Below are 21593 nucleotides of genomic sequence, written 5' to 3' on the forward strand. Positions count from 1 at the left end.
TTTTGAATTTATGATAAAAATCAATCTCAAAAAGGCTATTTAATTGCAGTAAATTCAAAAAATAATATGGTATAACTCAAAAATGGTAGCTATTTTTGCAAAAACCTAAATAAGCATGTACGGAAGTATTCAACAACACTTACAAAATGAGCTTCAAGAAATAAAAGAAGCGGGATTGTATAAAAAAGAACGTGTCATTACCTCGGCGCAAGGAGCAGAAATCACTATCAATACAGGAGAAACTGTTATTAATTTTTGTGCGAATAACTACTTAGGATTGTCTTCGCATCCAGATGTAATTCAGGCGGCAAAAGATACGATGGATACGCACGGATTTGGAATGTCTTCTGTACGTTTTATATGTGGAACGCAGGATATTCACAAAAAATTAGAGCAAAAAATTGCAGAATATTACGGTACAGAAGATACCATTTTATACGCTGCTGCTTTTGATGCTAACGGTGGTGTTTTTGAACCACTATTAACAAAAGAAGATGCTATTATTTCTGATTCATTAAACCACGCTTCTATTATTGATGGTGTGCGTTTATGTAAAGCGGCACGTTATCGTTACCAAAACAATGACATGGCTGACTTAGGAAAGCAATTGCAACAAGCCAATGCTGATGGAGCTCGATTTAAAATCATTGTGACTGATGGTGTATTTTCTATAGATGGTTTGGTAGCTCCACTAGACGAAATCGTAGCTTTGGCAGAACAATACGATGCTATGATTATGATTGACGAATGCCATGCTACTGGTTTTATTGGTGAAACTGGACGCGGAACGCTAGAAGAAAAGAATGTAATGGGCAAAATTGATATCATTACAGGAACGCTAGGAAAAGCTATGGGTGGCGCCATGGGCGGATATACCACTGGAAAAAAAGAAATCATTGAAATACTGCGTCAGCGTTCAAGACCTTACCTATTCTCTAACTCTTTAGCACCTGCAATTGTAGGAGCTTCTATCAAAGTATTTGAAATGTTAGAGAACGATACAACACTACGTGATAAGCTTTCTGACAATACAGATTATTTCAAAAAAGGAATTAAAAATGCAGGTTTTGACATTGTAGATGGCGACTCTGCAATTGTTCCTGTTATGTTATATGACGCCAAGTTATCACAAATAATGGCAGACAAACTATTAGAAAAAGGAATCTATGTAATTGGGTTTTTCTATCCAGTAGTTCCTAAAGAAAAAGCAAGAATACGTGTTCAGCTATCAGCTGCACACACCAAAGAACATTTGGACAAAGCAATTGCGGCATTTACGGAAATAGGAAAAGAATTAAACGTCATTTAAAATTTTAAATATTCATATTTCTTAACGTATTCTAAAAAAATTAATATATTTGTCTTTGTTAATAAGTATTAACAACTTACATTTGTCCTTTAATTAACACTTAAAATTAAATAATCAAAACATGAAACATCTTAGCAGATTTTTAGTTGCTTTGTTGCTTGTATTAGGATTCAGCAACGTAAAAGCTCAAGACTCAAATAACCCATGGCAAATTAACGTTAGCGTTAATGCTGTTGATTTCTATCCAACGAATGATATGGAAGCTGCGGGGATTACAGGAAAGTGGTTTGACGAGTATTTCAACTTAGGAGATCACTGGAATATCCTACCAACACTTTCAGCAATTAGCGTTTCTAAGTACGTAGGAGACGGATTCTCTGTAGGAGTAAGAGGTTCTGTTAACAGAATTGAAAATTATGGTGAGCAAAAAGTAGAAGATTTAACATACTACGGATTTGACGCACTTATCAAGTACAACATCAACGAACTTTACGACATGGGTAAATTTGATCCTTTCGTAGAAGTTGGTGGAGGTTACACTTGGGTTGACGATATCGGAGCTGGAACTGTAAACGCTGGTTTAGGATTAAACTACTGGTTCACAGAAAATATCGCTTTCAGTGTACAAACAACTTACAAGCACTCTTTTGAGGACTATTTAGCACCTCACTTCCAACACTTAGCTGGTATCTCTATCAGATTTGGAGGAAAAGATACTGACGAAGATGGAATTTATGACAAAGATGACGCTTGTCCAGATGTAAAAGGTTTACCAGAATTCAACGGATGTCCTGATACTGACGGTGACGGAATCGAAGATAGTAAAGATGACTGTCCTGATACTGCAGGTTTAGCTGCATTAAACGGATGCCCTGATACTGACGGTGACGGAATCGCTGACAACAAAGATGATTGTCCAGAAGTTGCTGGTTCAAAAGCAATGAACGGATGTCCTGATACTGACGGTGACGGAATCACTGATAAAAAAGATAACTGTCCTAATGAAGCTGGTCCAGCTGCAAACAAAGGATGCCCATGGACTGACAAAGACGGTGACGGAGTATTAGACAAAGATGACAGATGTCCAGAAGTAGCTGGTGTTGCTGAGAACGACGGATGTCCTCCTATCGCGAGAATGACTGAAACTGAAATCACTGTTTTAGATAACCTAGCAAGAACTGTATACTTCAACTCAGGAAAAGATTCTTTCAAAGCTGAAACGTATGCTATCTTAGACAAGATTGCTGAATTAATCAAAGGTTTCCCTAAAGAAGAATTCACTATCGGTGGACACACTGATAGCGTAGGATCTGATTCTCTAAACCAAAAGTTATCTGAAAAGAGAGCTAACGCTGTTAAGAAATACTTAGAGTCTAAAGTAGGAAACAAATTTACTGCTGTAGGATTTGGAGAAAAAGAGCCAATTGCTTCAAACAGAACAAGAAAAGGAAGAGCTCAAAACAGAAGAGTAGAAATTAAATTAGTAAGAAACTAATTTAAACTTAAAATAACACCATTAAAAACGCCTCGAAATATCGAGGCGTTTTTTTATTTTTACTACATGAAGTCAATTCTTTCGCATGTTGTTAACTATATTCTTGAAACCAATACCAATATTAGTGATCTTACCTTGGTATTGCCGAGCAAAAGAGCTGGTGTCTTCTTAAAACACGAGCTCTCACAACAAATTAAACAAACATCTTTTGCACCCGATATTTTAAGTATTGAGGAACTTGTAGAACAAATTTCTGGGTATACATCAGTAAGTAATACCGAATTACTATTTGAGTTTTATAGCGTTTATAAAGAACTTACACCAAAAGATGCACAAGAACCGTTTGATTCTTTTTCCAAATGGGCTCAAATACTATTACAAGATTTTAATGAAATTGATCGCTATTTAATTTCTCAGAAAGATATTTTCAATTACTTAGGAGCCATTCAAGAACTCAACCATTGGTCGCTTGAAAAAGAACCCACAACATTAGTTAAAAATTATTTGACTTTTTGGAATAAACTTCAAGAGTATTACGATGCATTAACCGAAAAAATTACGCAAAAAGGAATCGCGTATCAAGGATTGGTGTATCGGGAAGCTGTTGATAGTTTAGAGTTTTATTTGCAGAAAAACGAAGATAAAAAACACTATTTTATTGGTTTTAATGCTTTAAATACTGCCGAAGAAAAAATTATTCAAGAATTTTTAGAGGTTGGATTGGCCGAAATTTTATGGGATACCGATCATGTGTTTTTTAATGACCCTGAACATGATGCTAGTTTGTTTTTACGTCGTCATCGATACGAATGGAATTATTTCCAAAAACATGATTTTTCTTGGATCGCAGATAATTTTTCTGCCCATAAAAATATTGAAATCATTGGTGTGCCTAAAAATGTTACCCAAGCAAAATATATGGGCGAAATTCTTCAAACATTGCAACAACAAGATGAAACACTTCAAGATGTTGCTGTTGTTTTAGGTGATGAACAGTTGTTAATTCCTTGTTTAAACTCGCTTCCACAAGAAATAGAACGTTTAAATATTACGATGGGATTTCCACTAAAAGACATTCCATTAGCCACAACATTTAATAATTTGTACCTGCTCCAAGAACATCACAGGAATGATACTTTTTACTATAAAAATATCATCAATGTATTGTCGGATACTAATTTACGTCCTCTTTTTCAGCAAAAGGAAAAAAATATAGCTGCTGACATTATTCAGTACATACAATCCAACAATATTATTTATGTAACGACGGAAACCATCGTAGCACGTTTTCCACAGCATCTTCAGGAAATTGCCAGACTACTGTTTACATTTTGGAATGACAAACCAAAAACGGCGATTCAGAATTGCGTAACACTTATTCGTCATTTAAAAGCTAAGCTCATTGAAGATCGTGAGCAACATTTATTAGCACTGGAATATCTATATCGTTTCAATGAAGTCTTCAACCAATTACAATTACTGACCAAACAGCACAATTATATCAAAGATATCAAGTCTTTATTGGCTTTGTACAAAGAAATCATAAGCACAGAAACACTAGATTTTAAAGGAGAACCACTACAGGGCTTGCAATTAATGGGCATGTTAGAAACACGTGTACTCGATTTTAAAACAGTGATTCTTTCCTCTGTAAATGAAGGAATTCTACCTTCTGGAAAAAGCAATAATTCTTTTATTCCATTTGATCTCAAAAAACAGTTCAATCTGCCAACATACAAAGAAAAAGACGCCATTTATACCTATCACTTTTACCGGTTGTTGCAAAGAGCTGAAAATGTATATTTACTCTATAATACAGAAGCTGATGGACTTAACGGAGGAGAGTGTAGTCGCTTTTTAATGCAATTAGAAACCTACAATATGCCCAATCATACACTACGGCAAAATGTAGTAACTCCAAAAGTACCCAAAATTGAACATCAGTTACAAGTGGTAAAAAAAGAAGCCTCGATGTTGAATCGAATTAAAGATATTGCTAACAAAGGCTTTTCTCCTTCTGCATTAACTTCTTACATTCGCAATCCAATAGATTTTTACTACCAAAAAATATTAGGCATCAACGAATACGAAGCCGTGGAAGAAACGGTTGCAGCTAATACACTCGGAACTGTTGTACACGATACATTAGAATTGCTGTACAAACCATTTGAAGGCAAAGTAATTACTTCAGAAGACATTACAGCGATGTTTAAAAATGTAGAGGAACTTGTAGTTGAAAATTTTAAGAAAACCTATGGAGAAGGAAATATTCATCGCGGAAAAAACCTCATCATTTTCAATGTGGCTAAACGCTATGTAACCAACTTTTTACAACAAGAATTGCAAACCTTAAAAAGTGGAAAAACACTGCGAATTCTGCAAATAGAACAAACATTACAAGCCAAAGTTGAGATACCAGAATTAGATTTCCCTGTATATATCGGAGGAAAAGTGGATCGTGTAGACGAACTCGACGGTGTCATGCGTATTATTGATTATAAAACAGGGAAAGTATCACAGGGAGATGTTGAAATTGTCGATTGGGATTTGCTAACGCAAGATTATAAATTTAGTAAAAGTTTTCAGGTACTTGCCTACGCCTTTATGATTCATCAAAAACAAGGATTTCAACAAGAAACGGAAGCAGGTATTATTTCCTTTAAAAATTTGCAAAGCGGATTTTTAAAATTTGGAACAAAAGAATCTGCTAGAGCTCGAAATAAAAACCAATTAGTCACGACAGAAACCTTAGATGATTTCTTAATTGAATTGAAACAATTGATTCTTGAAATTTGTAATACCGACATTCCATTCACCGAAAAAGAAGTATAACTATGATACAAAAGCTCAAAAACACGGTTTTAACACGCGAAAATGACAAAAACATCCTGATTGATTACTTTTTTAATAAGAACGATCTGCAGAAACCTATTGTCATATTTTGTCATGGCTATAAAGGTTTTAAAGATTGGGGCGCATGGGATTTGGTAGCAGAAGCTTTTGCTAAGGCGGATTTTTTCTTTGTGAAGTTCAATTTTTCGCATAATGGTGGCACTATAGAGCAACCGATTGATTTCTCTGATTTAGATGCGTTCGGAGAAAATAATTACACCAAAGAACTGAACGATTTACAATTTGTCATTGATCATATAGTAAGTGATTCTTTTGAATTTTCTGCGGGTACAAACACACAAAATATTTCTTTAATTGGGCATTCACGTGGCGGTGGAATTGTTACCATAAAAGCAGAAGAAGAAACAAAAATTACTAAATTAATTTCTTGGGCTGGCGTTTCAGATTATGCATCACGATTTCCAAAAGGAGACGCTTTAGAAAATTGGAAAGAAGCTGGCGTATATTATGTAGTTAATGGCCGAACAAAGCAAAAGATGCCACATTTTTATCAGTTTTTCGAAGATTTTCAAGCCAATGCAGCACGTTTGGATATTCAAAGAGCTGCTAAACAACTACAGATTCCTCATTTGATTATTCATGGAACTACTGATCCTGCCGTTTCTGTAGAAGAAGCACAAAAATTACATCAGTGGAATCCTAAAAGTTCGTTGTATCTTATTGAAAATGCCGATCATGTATTTGGTGCATGCCATCCGTGGAAGCTAACAGAATTGCCAAAAGCTTTACAAGAAGTGGTTCAAGCTAGCGTTGATTTTATTAAAAAGTAAAATTATTCAACGAAATTGCACCTATTTTAGTTTCTACATGCTTATAAAGTTGTTTCAAGCTTTCTTTTTTTACATTTTAAATGGCGGATTCAAAAAGTGACTTAAACACTGCATCATCTATATTTTTCATTTGATGCAATTGGCGAAAATCTTTAGAATGAAAATATGCTTCTAGTTTGTCTTCTAAAATATATTCTGTCCCTAAAATATCTGTGTAAATTTGCAATAAATTCTTTAGAGAGCAGAAATAATTATACGTAAAAAAGTGAGATGTATCCGAAAGCTTCATCACTTTTTCAATACGTTATTTTTTACTCCGCAGGTCGAATATAGGTTTCTGGATGACATCTGTAAATTGGTGCTGTATCACCACCATATGGATCGCCTGTGGCTCTTCTAAGTCTTCCTGTAAGTGCTTCAATTTTTAATTTACTAATCACTTTTTAAATTTCTTTTTTTCATACTATAAAGTGTTGGTTATACTTTAAAGTTACAAAATACTTTGCTGGATGCTTCTAAAAACTTTGACAGAAAAAGCTGCTCAACATATTATTGAACAGCTTTCAATAGTATGAGCCTTCTTAGATTCTTTTATGGGTTTGGAGGAGCTACATATAAAGTTTTGTTAGGATGGTAGGTAAAACATCTTACATCCATTGAATCGGTCGGACATTCTATGGTAAGACAAAAACATCCACTTTTACAACCAACAGGAAGTGTTTCTTCTGTTTGTTGACCTCCTTTAACTATAGCAGGATTATTGAAAGTCGCAATCGAGTTTTTTTGTAGTCGTAATGACTTAATTTTTCTTTTTTTCATAATTAAACATTTTAGGATTAATTTCTATCGAAGCTAAAATCAAATCTTGAAAAAAATAGTGCTAATAGTCGTATTTATTTAAATCCTAGTACAAAAACAGTTTTACAAATACTCATAAAAAAAAGCCGCTCAAAATATATTTGAACAGCTTTCTATAAATTAACGTTTTCTTTTTCTTATTCGGTTCCTTTCAATACTAATAAAGGTAAACGACTTTCAAAATCTATTTTCTTAATAGAATTTTGTTCCCAAAGTTTTTTAAAGAATCCTCTTTTACGTCTAAATACGCAAATCATATCTGGATTGTTTGCATTCAAATGTTCCAAAACTCCTTGAAATAAGGTTGCATTTTCAGAACTCTTATACGCAGAAGTAATTGCTGCTAACTCCGAATGAAACTCCAAATCTTCTTCTAAAAAGTTTGGTGTTTTTACTTGTAATAAACGCATTTTTGCTCCAAAAACTTCTAAAATAGTTTCTAATGGATTCAATACTTCTTTACGTTTGATAACTCCTGATTTAATAGCAGTCAACACTTTTTTAATTGGTTGAAAAGCATATCCTTCAGGAACTACTAATACTGAAATATCTGTTTGTTTTACAATGCTTCCAGAAGTATTCCCTAAAAACATTTCTTCCTTAATTGAGTTACTTCTTGGTCCTAAAATAATGAGGTCAATTCCTAACTCTTTATCAATTGAATTGATGCTATCAATTACATTTCCTTTTGCAGAAATTACAGACACATCAACTCCTTTCAAGTCTACACTTCCTAAAACTTCTTTTACATGGCTAGTCGTTTCACGGCCAACAATCTGATCGACATTTAAAATTGTTCCTGCTTTAGAAAGTACTTTAAATGCTCTAAATACAAATACTTTGGCATCCATTGCTTGGGCGAAGTCAATCGCGTACTGCAAGGTATTCTCTGCATTTGTAGATTCTCCGATAGGAACTAAAATATGATTCATTGTCTTAAAATTTCTGCAAAAATAATCATTTTTTAATTGAAAGGTAGTTTTTCAAATTTTTAAAATATCTTTAATTGTTAAAATATACTACTATTATTATGAGCTTACACACTCGTTTAGCTACTTCTCAAGACATTGATGCGCTCCTTGTTATTACTAAAGCTTGTGCAAAATATATGATTGAAAAAAGGATTTTTCAGTGGAATGAAAATTATCCAAATCGCGAAGCATTTGAACATGATGTGGCGCGAAATGAACTTTATGTACTAATAGAAGATACTGAAATCAAGGGTTGTGTTGTTATTTCTACCTTGATGGATGAAGAATATAAAACTGTGAAATGGCTTACTCCAGACGGAACTAATATTTACATTCATCGTTTGGCTGTTCATCCAAAAGCACAAGGAAAAGGTTATGCGCAATTTTTGATGCAATTTGCAGAAAACTACGCAATTGAAAATAATTATCGTTCTATAAGATTAGATACCTTTAGTAAGAACCCAAGAAACCAAAAGTTTTACGAACTTCGTGGCTATAAAAAATTGGAAGATATTTACTTTCCAAAACAAAGTGTATATCCATTTCATTGTTACGAACGAATTCTTTGAAAACAAGTCAACACATCACTTGTTAACAAAATTGCCATTCCTGCTTTAATTGCCGGAGTTGCAGAACCTTTACTATCCATTACAGACACTGCAGTAGTTGGAAACGTAGATTTAAATGCTACAGAAGCGCTATCTGCCGTAGGAATTGCAGGTGCTTTTATATCTATGCTTGTCTGGGTTTTTGGACAAACTAGAAGCGCTATTTCCGCACTGGTTTCTCAATATTTAGGTGCAAATAAGTTAGACGATATCAAAACATTACCTGCGCAAGCTATCGCTATCATTTTACTCATTAGTATTGTAGTGATTGGTATAAGTTATCCGTTTGCAGAGTATATTCTGAATTTTTACAATGCAAAAGGAATCGTTTTAGACTATAGTAGTTCGTACTTTCAAATTCGCATCTTTGGGTTGCCGTTTACCTTGCTCACCTTTGCCATATTTGGCGTTTTTAGAGGTTTGCAAAACACCTTTATACCGATGGTGATTGCTATTCTTGGAACTTTATTAAATATCATTTTGGACATCGCTTTGGTACATGGAATAGATGGATTAATTCCCGCCATGCATGTAGACGGTGCTGCGTATGCCAGTTTAATTGCACAATTTTTTATGGCAATTCTATCTGTAATTTTACTCTTGAAAAAAACACAAATTCCACTTACAATAAGCTTCCCTTTTCATCGCGAATTACCCAAAATGGCGGTCATGATTCTCAATTTAATTATTAGAACGACAGCTTTAAACGTTGCCTTATATTTCGGAACTGCTTTTGCGGCAGAATACGGCGCTGAATATAGTGCCGCGTATACAATTTTGTTTTATATCTGGCTCTTTGGTGCGTTTATTATTGATGGCTATTCAAGTGCAGGAAATATATTATCGGGGAAATTGTATGGTGAAAAAAACTATATAGAATTAGTAAAACTTAGTGAACGTTTGATTCGTTATGCCATCATTGTTGGTATTGTAATGGTACTTATTGGTGGATTCCTATATTATCCTATTGGACGATTTTTTACTAAAGAGGCAGCTGTTTTAGAGGAATTCTACGCTGTTTTTTGGTTGGTATTGGCAATGCAACCAATTTGTGCAATTGCCTTTATCTTTGATGGAATTTTTAAAGGTTTAGGTAAAATGGCTGTACTTAGAAACGTACTGCTGGTTTCCACTTTTGTTGTTTTTGTGCCTGCTATTTTTATTCTAGATACTCTAGATTTAAAATTATATGCTGTTTGGATTGCTTTTGCACTTTGGATTGCTGCTCGTGGTTTTCCGCTTATTTATTTCTTTCGAAAAGAATTTGTTCCAAAAACAAAAAAAGTATCATAGAAAACTGTGCGGATTCGAAGTTTAGACTTGTCATTCGCAACTCCAAAAACCGTAGTTCTCAATCAAAAAATCTTCATACATTTACAAGCACAAAATCACAATATCATGACCACAACACATAGCAACGGAAGTTTATATACTCATATTCAAAACAATATTGCAACCATAGAATTCGGACATCCTGCGAGCAATTCTTTTCCAGGTGAATTGTTAGATCGATTGACAAATGAACTACATAAACTTGCTGAAAATGATGCAGTAAGCGTGATCATTTTAAAAAGTGAAGGTGATCGTGTATTTTGCGCAGGTGCTTCTTTTGACGAATTGGTTGCGATTGATAATTTGGAAGCTGGAAAAACGTTTTTCAGTGGTTTTGCTAATGTCATCAATGCGATGCGCACCTGTGGAAAATTGATTATTGGTCGTGTACAAGGAAAAGCTGTTGGCGGCGGCGTTGGATTAATTTCTGCCTGTGATTACGCTATGGCAACAGAAGCAGCTTCTATCAAACTATCAGAATTAACTATTGGAATTGGTCCATTTGTGATTGCGCCTGCAGTACAAAACCGAATCGGAAAGGCTGGATTTTCAGAGTTGAGTCTAGCTCCAAGTGAATGGAAAACAGCGTATTGGGCAAAAGAAAAAGGCTTATATGCGAGAATCTTTGAAACCCAAGCGGAATTGGATAAAGAAGTAGAACTCTTCGCAGAAAAACTCGCTTCCTACAATCCTGATGCGTTGGCTGGTATGAAAAAAATATTGTGGGAAGACACCGAAAATTGGGATCAACTTTTAGCCGAACGAGCAGCGCTTTCAGGAACTTTAGTCTTATCTGACTTTACCAAAAATGCGTTGGCGAAGTTTAAGAAGTAAATGCCCGTTATTTGTTATTAGTTGTGTCTGATTACGATTACTTATGATTTGTCATTACGAGGAGTTACGACGAAGTAATCTTTTAATTGCTAACTCAATTGTACTTCGATCGAAAATTGTAGTAAAAACTACTTCCACACCAAAAAAATAAGGCACAAAATTTGATGCTTTATTGGAAGCTAACCGTATTCCAATGAAGAAACTTGTCTTACTATGTATCGTTTCAATTATACTACTTTCTTGTTCTAAAAAAGAGCAATATTATGGAGATTGGTCTCAATATTATGCTACAGGAATTATTAAAATAAAAAAAGACAGCATTTCTTTAAGTGATGAAGGAAGTATTTGGAAGACCTATCCATTAAAAATAGAGAACAACAGTCTTACTTTTTTAGATCATACCTTTCAAACGACTATTCACAAGGATTCGCTAATTTTTGAAGGACTCACGTATGAAAAAGACACTACTACGCCTATATTGGAAATAAACCTTCCCAAATTAAAAAATTATAATTTTCATATCACGAGCTCTTATGAAATGTTGATTCATACTAGATTCGGAAGAATTCCAAATACAAACGAATACAAGCTTCAGTTAAATGATCGTTATGGTAATTTTGAAGAACTAAAAGCATTTCTTTTTGGAAGTACAGATTTATCTGGACACATCACACCAAGACTGCTTTTAGTTTGTGACAAAAATGCCAAAATGAAAGATATAGAGCATATTTTTCATGAAATGGTTAAAATAAATGCTCAAGTTTTATACGCAGTAAATGATGTAACACATACTATTATTGAAGATAGCGTTGAACGAAGCTATTTAAGCTATAAACACTATATCAGTCCTATTCACAATATGTATTATGAAGCAAAAATAGACAGAACTATTCCAGTGGATTATAGTAATTTTCATCCTCTCTTAAATTATTTTGAAGCTGCAAAAAGTCAATTCATATTCCTTGTAAAGAATGAATTTTATATAGGAAAAGAGAAATATACTATGGATGCTTTCTCAAAAAAACTTGATGCACTCATAACTGAAAACCAGCAATTAGTCTGTTTATTTGATTTAGATTCTGATTTCAAACACAATATAATTTTTAATAATATTTTGAACGAAACCTATCAAAAACAGTATGATAGTATCGCTTTAGAGAAATACAATACAACCTACGAAAAATTACATAATAAAGAAAAAGCCAGTGTAAAAGCATTACGTCCTAGAAAAACAATTCAAAATGTCTCCATTCCACATTTCTTATCTTTTGAAGAAACTCCGATTGAAGGACTTAACTTTCCTTTTAAAAATATAAAAGAAGAAATTCCAGAAGCATATTTTAAAAAGTAATTGTCTCAAAAATGTTCATCAATCCACAATAACAACTTCACAAAAACCAAAACCTAATACCCAAAAACCCAACAACTAAGAGCTAAAAGCGATTTTAACAACAACGAATCCAATAAAAAACTATATTTGCGCCATAATTGAGGACTCATGAGTAAAATTCGCATTACAAAGCAATTTAATTTTGAAACCGGTCATGCTTTATATGGTTATGACGGGAAATGTAAAAACGTACACGGACACAGTTATAAACTTTCAGTAACCATTATTGGAACACCTATTTCAGATAATACAAATCCGAAATGGGGAATGGTACTTGATTTTGGTGATTTGAAAAAAATTGTCAATAAAGAGATTATTGATGTATTTGATCACGCTGTTATCTTTAATAAAAATACACCACATGCCGATTTAGGTAACATCATGATGGAACTTGGACATAATGTCATCTTAACCGATTACCAGCCAAGTAGTGAAAATATGGTACTCGATTTTGTCGAAAAATTGAAAGGCAAGCTTCCTAATGGCGTAGAACTTTTTTCGTTACATTTACGAGAAACCGAGACATCGGTGGCGGAATGGTATGCTTCTGACCAATAAATAAAAATAAAGAGTGCAGAACAAAGTCGAAGCGCTTTCTTATATTTACAACATGAACATTCCTGAAGGAAAAAAAATATACTTCTCCTCTGATAATCACTTAGGTGCACCAACTGCAGAAGCGAGTTTTCCAAGAGAGAAAAAATTTGTGGCTTGGCTGAATGAAATTGAGCAAGATGCCGCGGCTATTTTCCTTTTAGGTGATTTGTTCGATTTTTGGTTTGAATATAAAACTGTTGTTCCAAAAGGGTTTGTACGTGTATTAGGAAAGCTAGCTGATTTGAGCGATAAAGGCATTCCGATTCACTTCTTCGTGGGTAATCATGATTTATGGATGCGTGATTATTTTGAGAAAGAATTGAACATTCCTGTATATCACAAACCTAAAGAATTCACGTTTAACAATACTACTTTTTTTATTGGTCATGGTGACGGATTAGGTCCTGGAGACAAAGGCTATAAACGCATGAAAAAAGTGTTTGCCAACAAGTTTTTTCAATGGTGTTTTCGTTGGTTACATCCCGATTTAGGCGTGCGATTGGGACAATACATGTCTGTCAAAAACAAATTGATTTCTGGTGATGAAGATGCTAAGTTTTTAGGGGAAGAAAACGAGTGGCTAGTACAATATTGCAAACGTAAACTCGAGACCAAACATTACGATTATTTTGTATTCGGTCATCGTCATTTACCCTTAGAAATTGACCTCAACGAGAAAAGTCGCTATACAAACCTCGGCGATTGGATTAGCTATTATACGTATGGCGAATTTGATGGAAAAGTACTTTCTTTGAAGAAATTTGAATCTGTTTAGACGTGTTAGATTGTTAAACTCGCTTTACTTTTAGACTGCTTGCGCATTTAGATAGTTAGCAAGGTGACTTATATAAACAATTTTGCCAAGTAGAACCTTGTACTGAACTAGATTCAGTATTGACTCAGCTTTTCATGACATTAAGTTAAAATGTAAAAAAGATTCCCTAAACGCTTGAAAATAGATCTCGATACTATTTTTCTACAAAAAATCACTCGATATGACGTTTTGAGAACGCGAATAGAAACAATTTAAAATTCAACATTTAACATTCAAAATAATAAAAGAAAAGTCTAAAAAAGCAGCGAAAGTGGTTTTAAGAGCAAAGCTTATCTAATTACTACATACATCTTTTAAATAAAGCTCCAATTTGATTTGAAACAAGGTACCTTCAAGCAAATCAGAAATAAATTCTAATTCTTTTTCAGAAACCGCCAAATCAACATTAACAGCAGGCGTTTTTAGCAATATGGAACGACAATTATTATTGGCCTGACATGCTGAACAACAACCGCGAGAAATTGCTTGTGTTACCAGTTTTGAAAAATTTTCTAGCTGAGCAAGTGTCAAATAAAAACCCGTATCTCTAAAAATAACTTGATACTGATTATATCTATTTTTAGCTAAATCTTGCTTCCATTGAAAAGCAATTCCAATAGTGTTATGATAAATACGTCGTATATCGCCCATGACTTTTAATTTGAGTTTCAAATATACAATTATTTATAATTAGTCTAAATAAAAGAAGTGTTAATTCTAAAAAAAATTAAACCTTTTTATAAAATGAAGGTCTTACTCCCAAATCTTACTTCATGAATTCATACAAAATTATTGTTGCAACTCTTGTTTCTTTACTTTGCTTTGCTTGTGGGAATGATGATACATTTACGACTTCAAATACCACGGAAACACCCGCAAATACAGTTTCTGAGAAACCTAATATCTTACTGATTATTGCAGATGATATGGGATTAGATGCTACACCAGGTTTTGATGTAGGCACTGTAAAACCAAATATGCCTAATTTGCAAAATATGATCAATAGTGGCGTTCGATTTTCAAATGTATGGTCAAATCCTACATGCACACCTACACGATCTACAATTCTTACTGGAAAATATGGTTTTAGAACCAACGTCTTAAATGTGGGCGATGTATTATCAACTTCAGAAACATCAATACAACAATTTTTAACCGTAAATAGTCCAGAATATTCCAATGCGGTTATTGGGAAATGGCACTTATCTTCAAATGCATCACATCCAACAGCAATGGGCATTGATTATTATGCTGGTTTAATATCTGGCGGTGTGCAATCATACTGGAATTGGAATTTAACAGAGAATCAACAAATTACAAACTCTACTGAATACACCACTACAAAATTCACCGATTTAGCTATTAATTGGGTTGCTGATCAAACAAGTCCTTGGTTTTTATGGTTGGCATACAACGCGCCTCATACACCTTTTCATTTACCACCAAGTGAATTGCATTCACAAGGAAATTTAGCTACTGATCAAGCTAGTATCGATGCAAATCCGCTTCCATATTATATGGCAATGCTGGAAGCTATGGATTCAGAAATTGGCAGATTGCTTGATTCCATGTCTGACGAAGAAAGAGAAAATACAGTTATTATTTTTATTGGAGACAATGGCACTCCAAATCAGGTCGTTCAAGAATATGTTTCTCAACGTGCTAAAGGCAGTGTATATCAAGGTGGCGTAAATGTTCCTATGATTGTTTCAGGAAAAGATTTGGACAGATTTAATACTATAGAAGATGCACTCATCAATACTACCGATCTATTTGCCACAATTGCTGATATAGCCGAAACAGGAACTACAGAAATAAACGATAGTAAAAGCTTTAAAGAATTATTAACGGCTTCAAATGCAGAAAATCGCGAGTATGCGTACACTGAAATCAGCAGAGATAACGGATCTGATTATACCATTAGAAACGCTACACATAAGTATATTTTATTTGCGGAAGGAGACGAAGCTTTGTATAATATTAGCGCAAATCCATTTGAAAATCCAAATCTCCTGAATGCAAATCAATTGCCATTGAGCGCAACAAATAGTGCTATGAAAGATGGGTTGGTAATTAAATTGAATGAAATACGGCAATAATTATACTTTTTTTGCTCCTTGATATTCCTGATGTTCTTCTACATCTTTCGTTAAATCTAGTTTACGGAATGATGGAGAAACCAATCCCGTAGTAACTACCGTAAGTAAGGTCATTGTTCCACCAAAAACTACTGCTGGGACAGTTCCTATGAGTTTTGCTGCAAGACCACTTTCAAACGCGCCCAATTCATTAGATGAACCTACAAACATAGAGTTTACAGCAGCGACACGTCCGCGCATTTCATCTGGTGTTTTGAGTTGTAAAATCGTTTGACGAATCACCATGGAAACACCATCCGTAACACCGCTAAAGAACAATGCTATTAGTGATATCCAAAATATTTCTGATAATCCAAAAATGATGATACAAATACCAAATCCGAAGATTGCAACTAACAACTTCATTCCTGCATTTTTAGTGATTGGAATATAGGCTGTTACCAACATCGTCAAGATGGCTCCAACAGAAGTTGCGGCACTCAAGAAACCATAACCAAGTGCTCCTACACCTAAAATGTCTGTTGCAAAAATTGGCAATAAGGCAACAGCTCCACCAAATAACACAGCAATCATATCTAAAGTCAAAGCTCCTAATACAGAAGGTTCATTACGTACAAAGTTGATTCCTTCTTTTAGACTTTCCCATACAGGTTCTCCTATTTTTGGGTTTAAAATTGGTTTCTTTGGAATCAATGATAGCAATCCAAACGATAAAACCACCATACCAAATATGATACAGAGCGAATAGTGGACACCAATCCAATAAATAGTAAATCCTGCAAAAGTTTTTCCTAAAATACTTGCCATTTGCCATGTAGAACTACTCCATGTTGCTGCATTAGGATAGATTTTTTTAGGAACTAATAAAGCCACTAAAGAAAAAATAGTGGGTCCAAAAAAGGAGCGTAAAAACCCTCCAAAAAAGACCAAAATGTAGATACAGAATAATACCGTATTTTGCGACCAATCGCCTACTACTTCAGGCCAAGTCAATAAAAACAATCCTAAACTTATAATAGAGAATAAAGCGATGCACGTGAGTAATAAGTTTCGCTTTTCCCGCTGATCTACAATATGACCTGCTAACAATGCCATAGAAATTGCTGGAATTGCTTCTGCCAATCCAATATACGCCAACGACATGGGATCACCTGTAATTTGATAGACTTGCCATTCAATCACCATAAACTGCATAGACCAGCCAAAAACCAAAAAAAATCGTACTATTAAAAAGATATTGAATTCTTTGAATCGTAAGGCTGCGTAAGGATCTTGTTTTTGCATGAATTGGTTATTCTGAGTTCAACTTGAACTCTACACGTCTGTTTTTCTTTCGTTGTGCCTCGGTATCATTGGGAACAATAGGTTTTGAGCTTCCAAAGCCAAACCACTGAATTCTTGACGCTTCTAATCCTTTTGAGATTAAATATGCTGAAACCGCTTTAGCACGTTGTAAAGATAATTCTTTATTTCGTCTTAGTGTGCCAATGTCGTCAGTATATCCATAGATTTCTATTGTGAGTGATGGCCTTTTTTCTAAATACGCATACAATTCATCTAGCTCTTTTACGGATGTTGCGACCAAAGTAGCTTTGTCAAATTCAAAAAGTACATTTTTAAAAGTATATACTTCATCTTCTTTTATACTATCTTCTTGAGCTATCGACTCTTCTTTTTTCTGCGTTTTCTGGTGAACAACCTCGTTCTCCAAAGACACTATTGAAACATCATCTATATAGTAATATGCAAACTCGTATTCTTGTGCACGTTGCATTTTTACAAGATTCGTTCTACGATTTAAATTAAAATTTCCAATAGAAAAATAATTCTCAAATCCAGTAGCTGTATAGGTGAATGAAATTTTAGTCCAACCTAATTTTTCTCTATAAAAGTGATCACGAGAAATTTCTACTTTTTGAAATTTTTTATCCCTAGCTTTTTTGGGTTTGATCTGTTTTTCACAGTAATTGGCGTGGTAACATTTGATGAGTTTTTCTTCAGTAAACAAAATATCTATATCCGAAGTGGCTTTCGTAGATTTTTCAGCCAAACTCACATAAAAGGTAACCGTGTACTTTTTTTCTTTTTCTAAAGTTTTCGCTAGTGTTCCTTGAATGTATTCTCTATAATTTTATTCTGTAAAAACATAGATGCCAGCATGCGCAATTCCTGTTCTTGATTTTTGGTAGCCGTTGTAGTGATTGTAGTTTTTCTTGCCTTTTTAATTAAATATAGTCGGTAAAACTCATACTGGGCGTACTTCAATCAATCACATTTTTATCAAACTGCCTGTAGATCGCTCGCAATGTGAACAACCTTCAAAACTAGGATTAAACACTAAATTCTGAGAAAAAAAGTTGCTGTTGTTAAGAAGATAAAGATTTGGAAGGTAGTTTTCATTTCCCATAAACGTTTGTATGATCATTTTATTACCTAAAAAATGATGGAAAACTACCTATACTTCAACAGTTATTTTTTCATAATACGTAGGATTGATTTAATACTAAAGTACTCTTTTTAAGTCAAAAAAATTATGCCAACGTTTTCGTGTTGATAAGTTATTATTTTATGTCTCGTAAACGCAATTGCAAGGTAGTTTCTCCGTTCCACGTATTTTCATTTACAGAATACACCGCATCAAATGTTTTTCTGCCTTGTACTTTAGCTAATTTGCCTCCTAAATTAAAACCAATTCCGTTAATTCGTGGCGATCTTCGTTGTACAGCCGTTAGCTTTAAATGATCTTCTTCCGCCCCTACACATTTTGCCCAACCTGTATCTTTTAGTGCTGTGCTCATAAAAATTGGACTCATATTCTTAGGTCCAAATGGCGCAAATTGTTTGAGAATTCTATAGAATTTTGGGGTAATTTCTTGAAGGGTAATTTCTTTATCAATTAAGATTTCTGGCGTGAGTAAGTTTTTATCAATTGTCGTTTTTACTACTTTTTCAAAAGCATCTTTAAACGCTTGATAATCTTCTTCTTTTAAGGTCAATCCTGCAGCATATTTGTGCCCTCCAAATTGAATTAAATGTTCTTTGCATTTTTCTAAGGCATTGTAAACGTCAAAACCTTTCACAGAACGTGCGGAAGCAGCCAGTTTTTCACCACTTTTGGTAAAAACCAACGTTGGACGATAATAGGTTTCTATCAAGCGAGACGCCACAATTCCAATAACGCCTTTGTGCCAGTTTTCATCGTAAACAACGGTTGTAAATCGTTCTTGTTCTCCTAATTTTTCTATTTGTTGAAACGCTTCTTTTGTAATTTCCTGATCCAATGTGCGTCGTTCGGAATTGAAGGTTTCAATGGACGCTGCGTATTGTTTGGCAATTTCCAGATCGTTCTCCATAAGCAATTCTACCGCATGCAATCCGTGACTGATTCTTCCTGCTGCATTGATTCGTGGTGCAATGACAAAAACCACATCTGTAATCGTTAAACTATCTTTTTTTAATTGATTGATAATCGCTTTGATGCCTGCTCTCGGTGTGGAATTGATGACTTTCATTCCAAAATGTGCCAAGGTTCTATTTTCGCCCGTCAATGGAACAATATCTGCTGCAATTGCCGTAGCCACTAAGTCTAAATATGGAAACAAATCTGTAACCGTTTGTCCTCTTTTTGAACCTAGTGCTTGAATCAATTTGAAACCAACACCACAACCGCACAATTCGTCATACGGATAGGTACAATCATCACGTTTTGGATCTAAAACGGCTATCGCTTTTGGCAATTCATTTCCCGGTCTGTGATGGTCACATACAATAATATCAATTCCTTTTTCGGTGGCGTACGTTACTTTATCAATCGCTTTAATTCCGCAATCGAGTGTAATGATAAGCGAAATGTCATTATCGGAAGCATAATCTATTCCTTGAAACGACACTCCATATCCTTCCTCATACCTATCAGGAATATAGGTTGCTATATTTGGATAGAGTGTTTTCAAATACGAAGAAACCAACGCTACCGAAGTCGTTCCATCCACATCATAATCACCATACACCAATATATTTTCACCATTAGTAATTGCTTTATCAATTCGCGCCACAGCAATGTCCATATCCTTCATTAAAAACGGATCATGAATATGTTCAATACTCGGACGAAAGAAAGTTTTGGCTTCTTCAAAGGTTTCAATTCCTCTTTGCAATAAAAGTGTTGCTACAATTTCGTCTACTTGCAACGCTTCCATCAAATGCTGGAGTTTGTGTGTTTCTGGTTTTGGTTTTAATGTCCAACGCATGTTTTTTGGTTTAGATTTTTACTTTTTTTTCGTTTCAAAATCTAATCTTATTCGTGGTTTGTTATTCTAATAATTGCCAGATCATCCATAGGTTTTAATGATCTTTCTTTTTCTAAAAGCATCATTTTTCCCTGTAGCATATCTGTATGATTAGTTGTGTTTTTGTCAATAGACAAATAATCAATCAATATTTCTGCTTCTTCATAATTTGTACTATTTCCTAATTGTTTGTACGTATAAATTCCATCAGTCATAATACTTAAATCTTCTACATTTTTCAATGATAGTTTTTGTTTAAAATTATCATACCAAACATGAAAATCTTCTTGTAAATGATAGGCAAAATAATCAGGTTTATCTCCTTGCTCGTATTCCGTAATTGTCTTATTATGAACAACTACGCCATCACCAATACAAATAATTTCTACACTTTTCGTGGAGGCATCATATACTCCTAAAATCAATGTGCTTAGCAATTCTAAAGTCTCAAGATTGAGTTGATTTTTAATACTTTTTAGCTCTAAAAAGAGCTTTTTTAATATCGAATACAACTGTTTTTCAAGAGTTTCATCCTGCGGTTGTATGAATTCTGTATAAAATAGTTCTTGACTTATTTTTTTCAGGATTTTAGCAAAAAGTGTGGATGCAAAGTGACTTTCTGTTCCCATAGAACAGCCATCCATAACTGCAATAAGCACTTTATTTTCTCCTATTTTTGTAGAAACGAGACTATCTTCACAATAATTTACATGAAAATCTCCTTTTTGAATACTCGTATATATCTTCATTCGTTAACGCCAATTCCTTTATACAATTTCTTTCATCTTAAATACATCAAAATGTCGTTTCCAACTAAAACTGAGGAAAATTATACTACGGAATTAAGATTGTGAAAATACGTATTGGTTTCCACTTTTGCAAAACGACGGAACATTTCCATCACACCACAATAGGTTTCTACTGATAAATCGACTGCACGTTGAATCTTTTTTTCGTTTAAATCTTTCCCATAAAAATGATAATCTAACCTAACGGTATGGTAATATTTTGGATGTTCTTCGGTAAGTTCACCAGCAACTTCCATTTTAAATTCATCTACCGTAACTTTCATTTTATTCATGATAGATACTACATCTAATCCTGAGCAACCTGCCAAAGAAGACAACATCATTGCTTTTGGTCCTAATCCTTCATTATTTCCACCATTTGCAGGTGAAGTATCCATCAATAGCGTTTGTCCTGTAGGGTTATCGGATTCAAACAACATGTTTCCTTTCCACTGTGTTGTTATTTTATGTCTCATATCTGAAGTTTTTTTCGTTTCTTGTTGGTATCAAAAATACAAGTAATAAA

General features: G+C 34.2%; 20 protein-coding genes. 11 read left to right on the forward strand and 9 right to left on the reverse strand.

All coding sequences use genetic code 11. From position 1 onward, the window contains the following. Positions 1 to 115 precede the first annotated feature (115 nt). From kbl to MK119_RS08770, 4 genes are all read left to right on the forward strand, one after another. Entirely contained in the window at positions 116 to 1309 is a 1194-nt protein-coding gene (kbl, locus tag MK119_RS08755; RefSeq protein ID WP_290677110.1) for a glycine C-acetyltransferase, read from the forward strand. Between the two features lie 121 nt (positions 1310 to 1430). Beyond that, on the forward strand, positions 1431 to 2804 hold the full coding sequence (locus tag MK119_RS08760; RefSeq protein ID WP_290677112.1) for an OmpA family protein: 1374 nt from the start codon (positions 1431 to 1433) through the stop codon (positions 2802 to 2804). Positions 2805 to 2870: 66 nt separating this feature from the next. Beyond that, on the forward strand, positions 2871 to 5636 hold the full coding sequence (locus tag MK119_RS08765) for a PD-(D/E)XK nuclease family protein (RefSeq protein ID WP_290677114.1): 2766 nt from the start codon (positions 2871 to 2873) through the stop codon (positions 5634 to 5636). 2 nt (positions 5637 to 5638) lie between these two features. Then, positions 5639 to 6487: an alpha/beta hydrolase gene (locus MK119_RS08770; RefSeq protein WP_290677116.1), complete on the forward strand. Its 849-nt coding sequence runs from the start codon at positions 5639 to 5641 to the stop codon at positions 6485 to 6487. Positions 6488 to 6798: 311 nt separating this feature from the next. Here the strand turns inward: MK119_RS08770 and MK119_RS08775 are convergent, their stop codons facing one another. The 3 genes from MK119_RS08775 to MK119_RS08785 all read right to left on the reverse strand — a co-directional run bounded on the left by MK119_RS08775 (position 6799) and on the right by MK119_RS08785 (position 8277). Beyond that, the gene (locus MK119_RS08775; RefSeq protein WP_290677118.1) at positions 6799 to 6927 is read right to left on the reverse strand and encodes a hypothetical protein; all 129 of its coding nucleotides are present in this window, start codon (positions 6925 to 6927) and stop codon (positions 6799 to 6801) included. A 151-nt stretch (positions 6928 to 7078) separates the two neighbouring features. Further along, the gene (locus MK119_RS08780; protein WP_290677120.1) at positions 7079 to 7306 is read right to left on the reverse strand and encodes a hypothetical protein; all 228 of its coding nucleotides are present in this window, start codon (positions 7304 to 7306) and stop codon (positions 7079 to 7081) included. Positions 7307 to 7482: 176 nt separating this feature from the next. Next, complete coding sequence (locus tag MK119_RS08785) at positions 7483 to 8277, reverse strand: universal stress protein (protein WP_290677122.1); 795 nt, start codon at positions 8275 to 8277, stop codon at positions 7483 to 7485. Between the two features lie 98 nt (positions 8278 to 8375). Here MK119_RS08785 and MK119_RS08790 point away from each other — a divergent pair, with 98 nt between their 5' ends. From MK119_RS08790 to MK119_RS08815, 6 genes are all read left to right on the forward strand, one after another. Continuing rightward, complete coding sequence (locus MK119_RS08790; protein ID WP_290677123.1) at positions 8376 to 8885, forward strand: GNAT family N-acetyltransferase; 510 nt, start codon at positions 8376 to 8378, stop codon at positions 8883 to 8885. A gap of 30 nt (positions 8886 to 8915) precedes the next feature. Further along, a complete protein-coding gene (locus MK119_RS08795) occupies positions 8916 to 10217 on the forward strand; it encodes an MATE family efflux transporter (protein ID WP_290677290.1) in 1302 nt (433 codons plus the stop codon). A 105-nt stretch (positions 10218 to 10322) separates the two neighbouring features. Then, positions 10323 to 11090, forward strand: coding sequence for an enoyl-CoA hydratase/isomerase family protein (locus MK119_RS08800; protein WP_290677124.1), 768 nt, complete (start codon positions 10323 to 10325; stop codon positions 11088 to 11090). A 193-nt stretch (positions 11091 to 11283) separates the two neighbouring features. Further along, entirely contained in the window at positions 11284 to 12441 is a 1158-nt protein-coding gene (locus tag MK119_RS08805; protein WP_290677125.1) for a hypothetical protein, read from the forward strand. 147 nt (positions 12442 to 12588) lie between these two features. Next, entirely contained in the window at positions 12589 to 13038 is a 450-nt protein-coding gene (locus MK119_RS08810) for a 6-carboxytetrahydropterin synthase (protein ID WP_290677126.1), read from the forward strand. 52 nt (positions 13039 to 13090) lie between these two features. Continuing rightward, positions 13091 to 13852: a UDP-2,3-diacylglucosamine diphosphatase gene (locus MK119_RS08815; protein ID WP_290677292.1), complete on the forward strand. Its 762-nt coding sequence runs from the start codon at positions 13091 to 13093 to the stop codon at positions 13850 to 13852. Positions 13853 to 14185: 333 nt separating this feature from the next. Here MK119_RS08815 and MK119_RS08820 read toward each other — a convergent pair whose 3' ends face one another. Next, the gene (locus tag MK119_RS08820; RefSeq protein ID WP_290677127.1) at positions 14186 to 14542 is read right to left on the reverse strand and encodes a hypothetical protein; all 357 of its coding nucleotides are present in this window, start codon (positions 14540 to 14542) and stop codon (positions 14186 to 14188) included. Between the two features lie 122 nt (positions 14543 to 14664). On the opposite strand from MK119_RS08820, the gene MK119_RS08825 reads away from it, so the two are divergent. Next, entirely contained in the window at positions 14665 to 15990 is a 1326-nt protein-coding gene (locus tag MK119_RS08825) for a sulfatase-like hydrolase/transferase (protein WP_290677130.1), read from the forward strand. On the opposite strand, the gene MK119_RS08830 is transcribed toward MK119_RS08825, so the two are convergent. From MK119_RS08830 to MK119_RS08850, 5 genes are all read right to left on the reverse strand, one after another. Then, a complete protein-coding gene (locus MK119_RS08830) occupies positions 15991 to 17274 on the reverse strand; it encodes an MFS transporter (RefSeq protein ID WP_290677133.1) in 1284 nt (427 codons plus the stop codon). Between the two features lie 7 nt (positions 17275 to 17281). After that, the gene (locus MK119_RS08835) at positions 17282 to 18040 is read right to left on the reverse strand and encodes an OmpA family protein (RefSeq protein ID WP_290677136.1); all 759 of its coding nucleotides are present in this window, start codon (positions 18038 to 18040) and stop codon (positions 17282 to 17284) included. A gap of 511 nt (positions 18041 to 18551) precedes the next feature. Continuing rightward, entirely contained in the window at positions 18552 to 20240 is a 1689-nt protein-coding gene (gene recJ / locus MK119_RS08840) for a single-stranded-DNA-specific exonuclease RecJ (protein ID WP_290677139.1), read from the reverse strand. Positions 20241 to 20287: 47 nt separating this feature from the next. Beyond that, positions 20288 to 21028 (reverse strand): protein phosphatase 2C domain-containing protein, encoded by a 741-nt coding sequence (locus MK119_RS08845; protein ID WP_290677142.1) that lies wholly within the window; start codon positions 21026 to 21028, stop codon positions 20288 to 20290. Between the two features lie 80 nt (positions 21029 to 21108). Then, positions 21109 to 21543 carry an OsmC family protein gene (locus tag MK119_RS08850; protein ID WP_290677144.1) on the reverse strand — a complete coding sequence of 145 codons (435 nt, stop codon included), beginning with the start codon at positions 21541 to 21543 and terminating at the stop codon, positions 21109 to 21111. Positions 21544 to 21593: the final 50 nt, after the last annotated feature.

The organism is Kordia sp. (genome assembly GCF_022447245.1).
Taxonomy (GTDB): domain Bacteria; phylum Bacteroidota; class Bacteroidia; order Flavobacteriales; family Flavobacteriaceae; genus Kordia.

What these genes read in the sequence shown, in the direction of transcription:
- MK119_RS08765 (WP_290677114.1), top strand. Translation starts at nt 2,871, where the DNA reads ATGAAGTCAATTCTTTCGCATGTTGTTAACTATATTCTTGAAACCAAT.
- MK119_RS08845 (WP_290677142.1), bottom strand. Translation starts at nt 21,028, where the DNA reads ATGAAGATATATACGAGTATTCAAAAAGGAGATTTTCATGTAAATTAT.
- MK119_RS08805 (WP_290677125.1), top strand. Translation starts at nt 11,284, where the DNA reads ATGAAGAAACTTGTCTTACTATGTATCGTTTCAATTATACTACTTTCT.
- MK119_RS08850 (WP_290677144.1), bottom strand. Translation starts at nt 21,543, where the DNA reads ATGAGACATAAAATAACAACACAGTGGAAAGGAAACATGTTGTTTGAA.
- recJ (WP_290677139.1), bottom strand. Translation starts at nt 20,240, where the DNA reads ATGCGTTGGACATTAAAACCAAAACCAGAAACACACAAACTCCAGCAT.
- MK119_RS08770 (WP_290677116.1), top strand. Translation starts at nt 5,639, where the DNA reads ATGATACAAAAGCTCAAAAACACGGTTTTAACACGCGAAAATGACAAA.
- MK119_RS08815 (WP_290677292.1), top strand. Translation starts at nt 13,091, where the DNA reads ATGAACATTCCTGAAGGAAAAAAAATATACTTCTCCTCTGATAATCAC.
- MK119_RS08780 (WP_290677120.1), bottom strand. Translation starts at nt 7,306, where the DNA reads ATGAAAAAAAGAAAAATTAAGTCATTACGACTACAAAAAAACTCGATT.
- MK119_RS08810 (WP_290677126.1), top strand. Translation starts at nt 12,589, where the DNA reads ATGAGTAAAATTCGCATTACAAAGCAATTTAATTTTGAAACCGGTCAT.
- MK119_RS08820 (WP_290677127.1), bottom strand. Translation starts at nt 14,542, where the DNA reads ATGGGCGATATACGACGTATTTATCATAACACTATTGGAATTGCTTTT.
- MK119_RS08830 (WP_290677133.1), bottom strand. Translation starts at nt 17,274, where the DNA reads ATGCAAAAACAAGATCCTTACGCAGCCTTACGATTCAAAGAATTCAAT.
- MK119_RS08800 (WP_290677124.1), top strand. Translation starts at nt 10,323, where the DNA reads ATGACCACAACACATAGCAACGGAAGTTTATATACTCATATTCAAAAC.
- MK119_RS08760 (WP_290677112.1), top strand. Translation starts at nt 1,431, where the DNA reads ATGAAACATCTTAGCAGATTTTTAGTTGCTTTGTTGCTTGTATTAGGA.
- MK119_RS08790 (WP_290677123.1), top strand. Translation starts at nt 8,376, where the DNA reads ATGAGCTTACACACTCGTTTAGCTACTTCTCAAGACATTGATGCGCTC.
- MK119_RS08785 (WP_290677122.1), bottom strand. Translation starts at nt 8,277, where the DNA reads ATGAATCATATTTTAGTTCCTATCGGAGAATCTACAAATGCAGAGAAT.
- kbl (WP_290677110.1), top strand. Translation starts at nt 116, where the DNA reads ATGTACGGAAGTATTCAACAACACTTACAAAATGAGCTTCAAGAAATA.
- MK119_RS08825 (WP_290677130.1), top strand. Translation starts at nt 14,665, where the DNA reads ATGAATTCATACAAAATTATTGTTGCAACTCTTGTTTCTTTACTTTGC.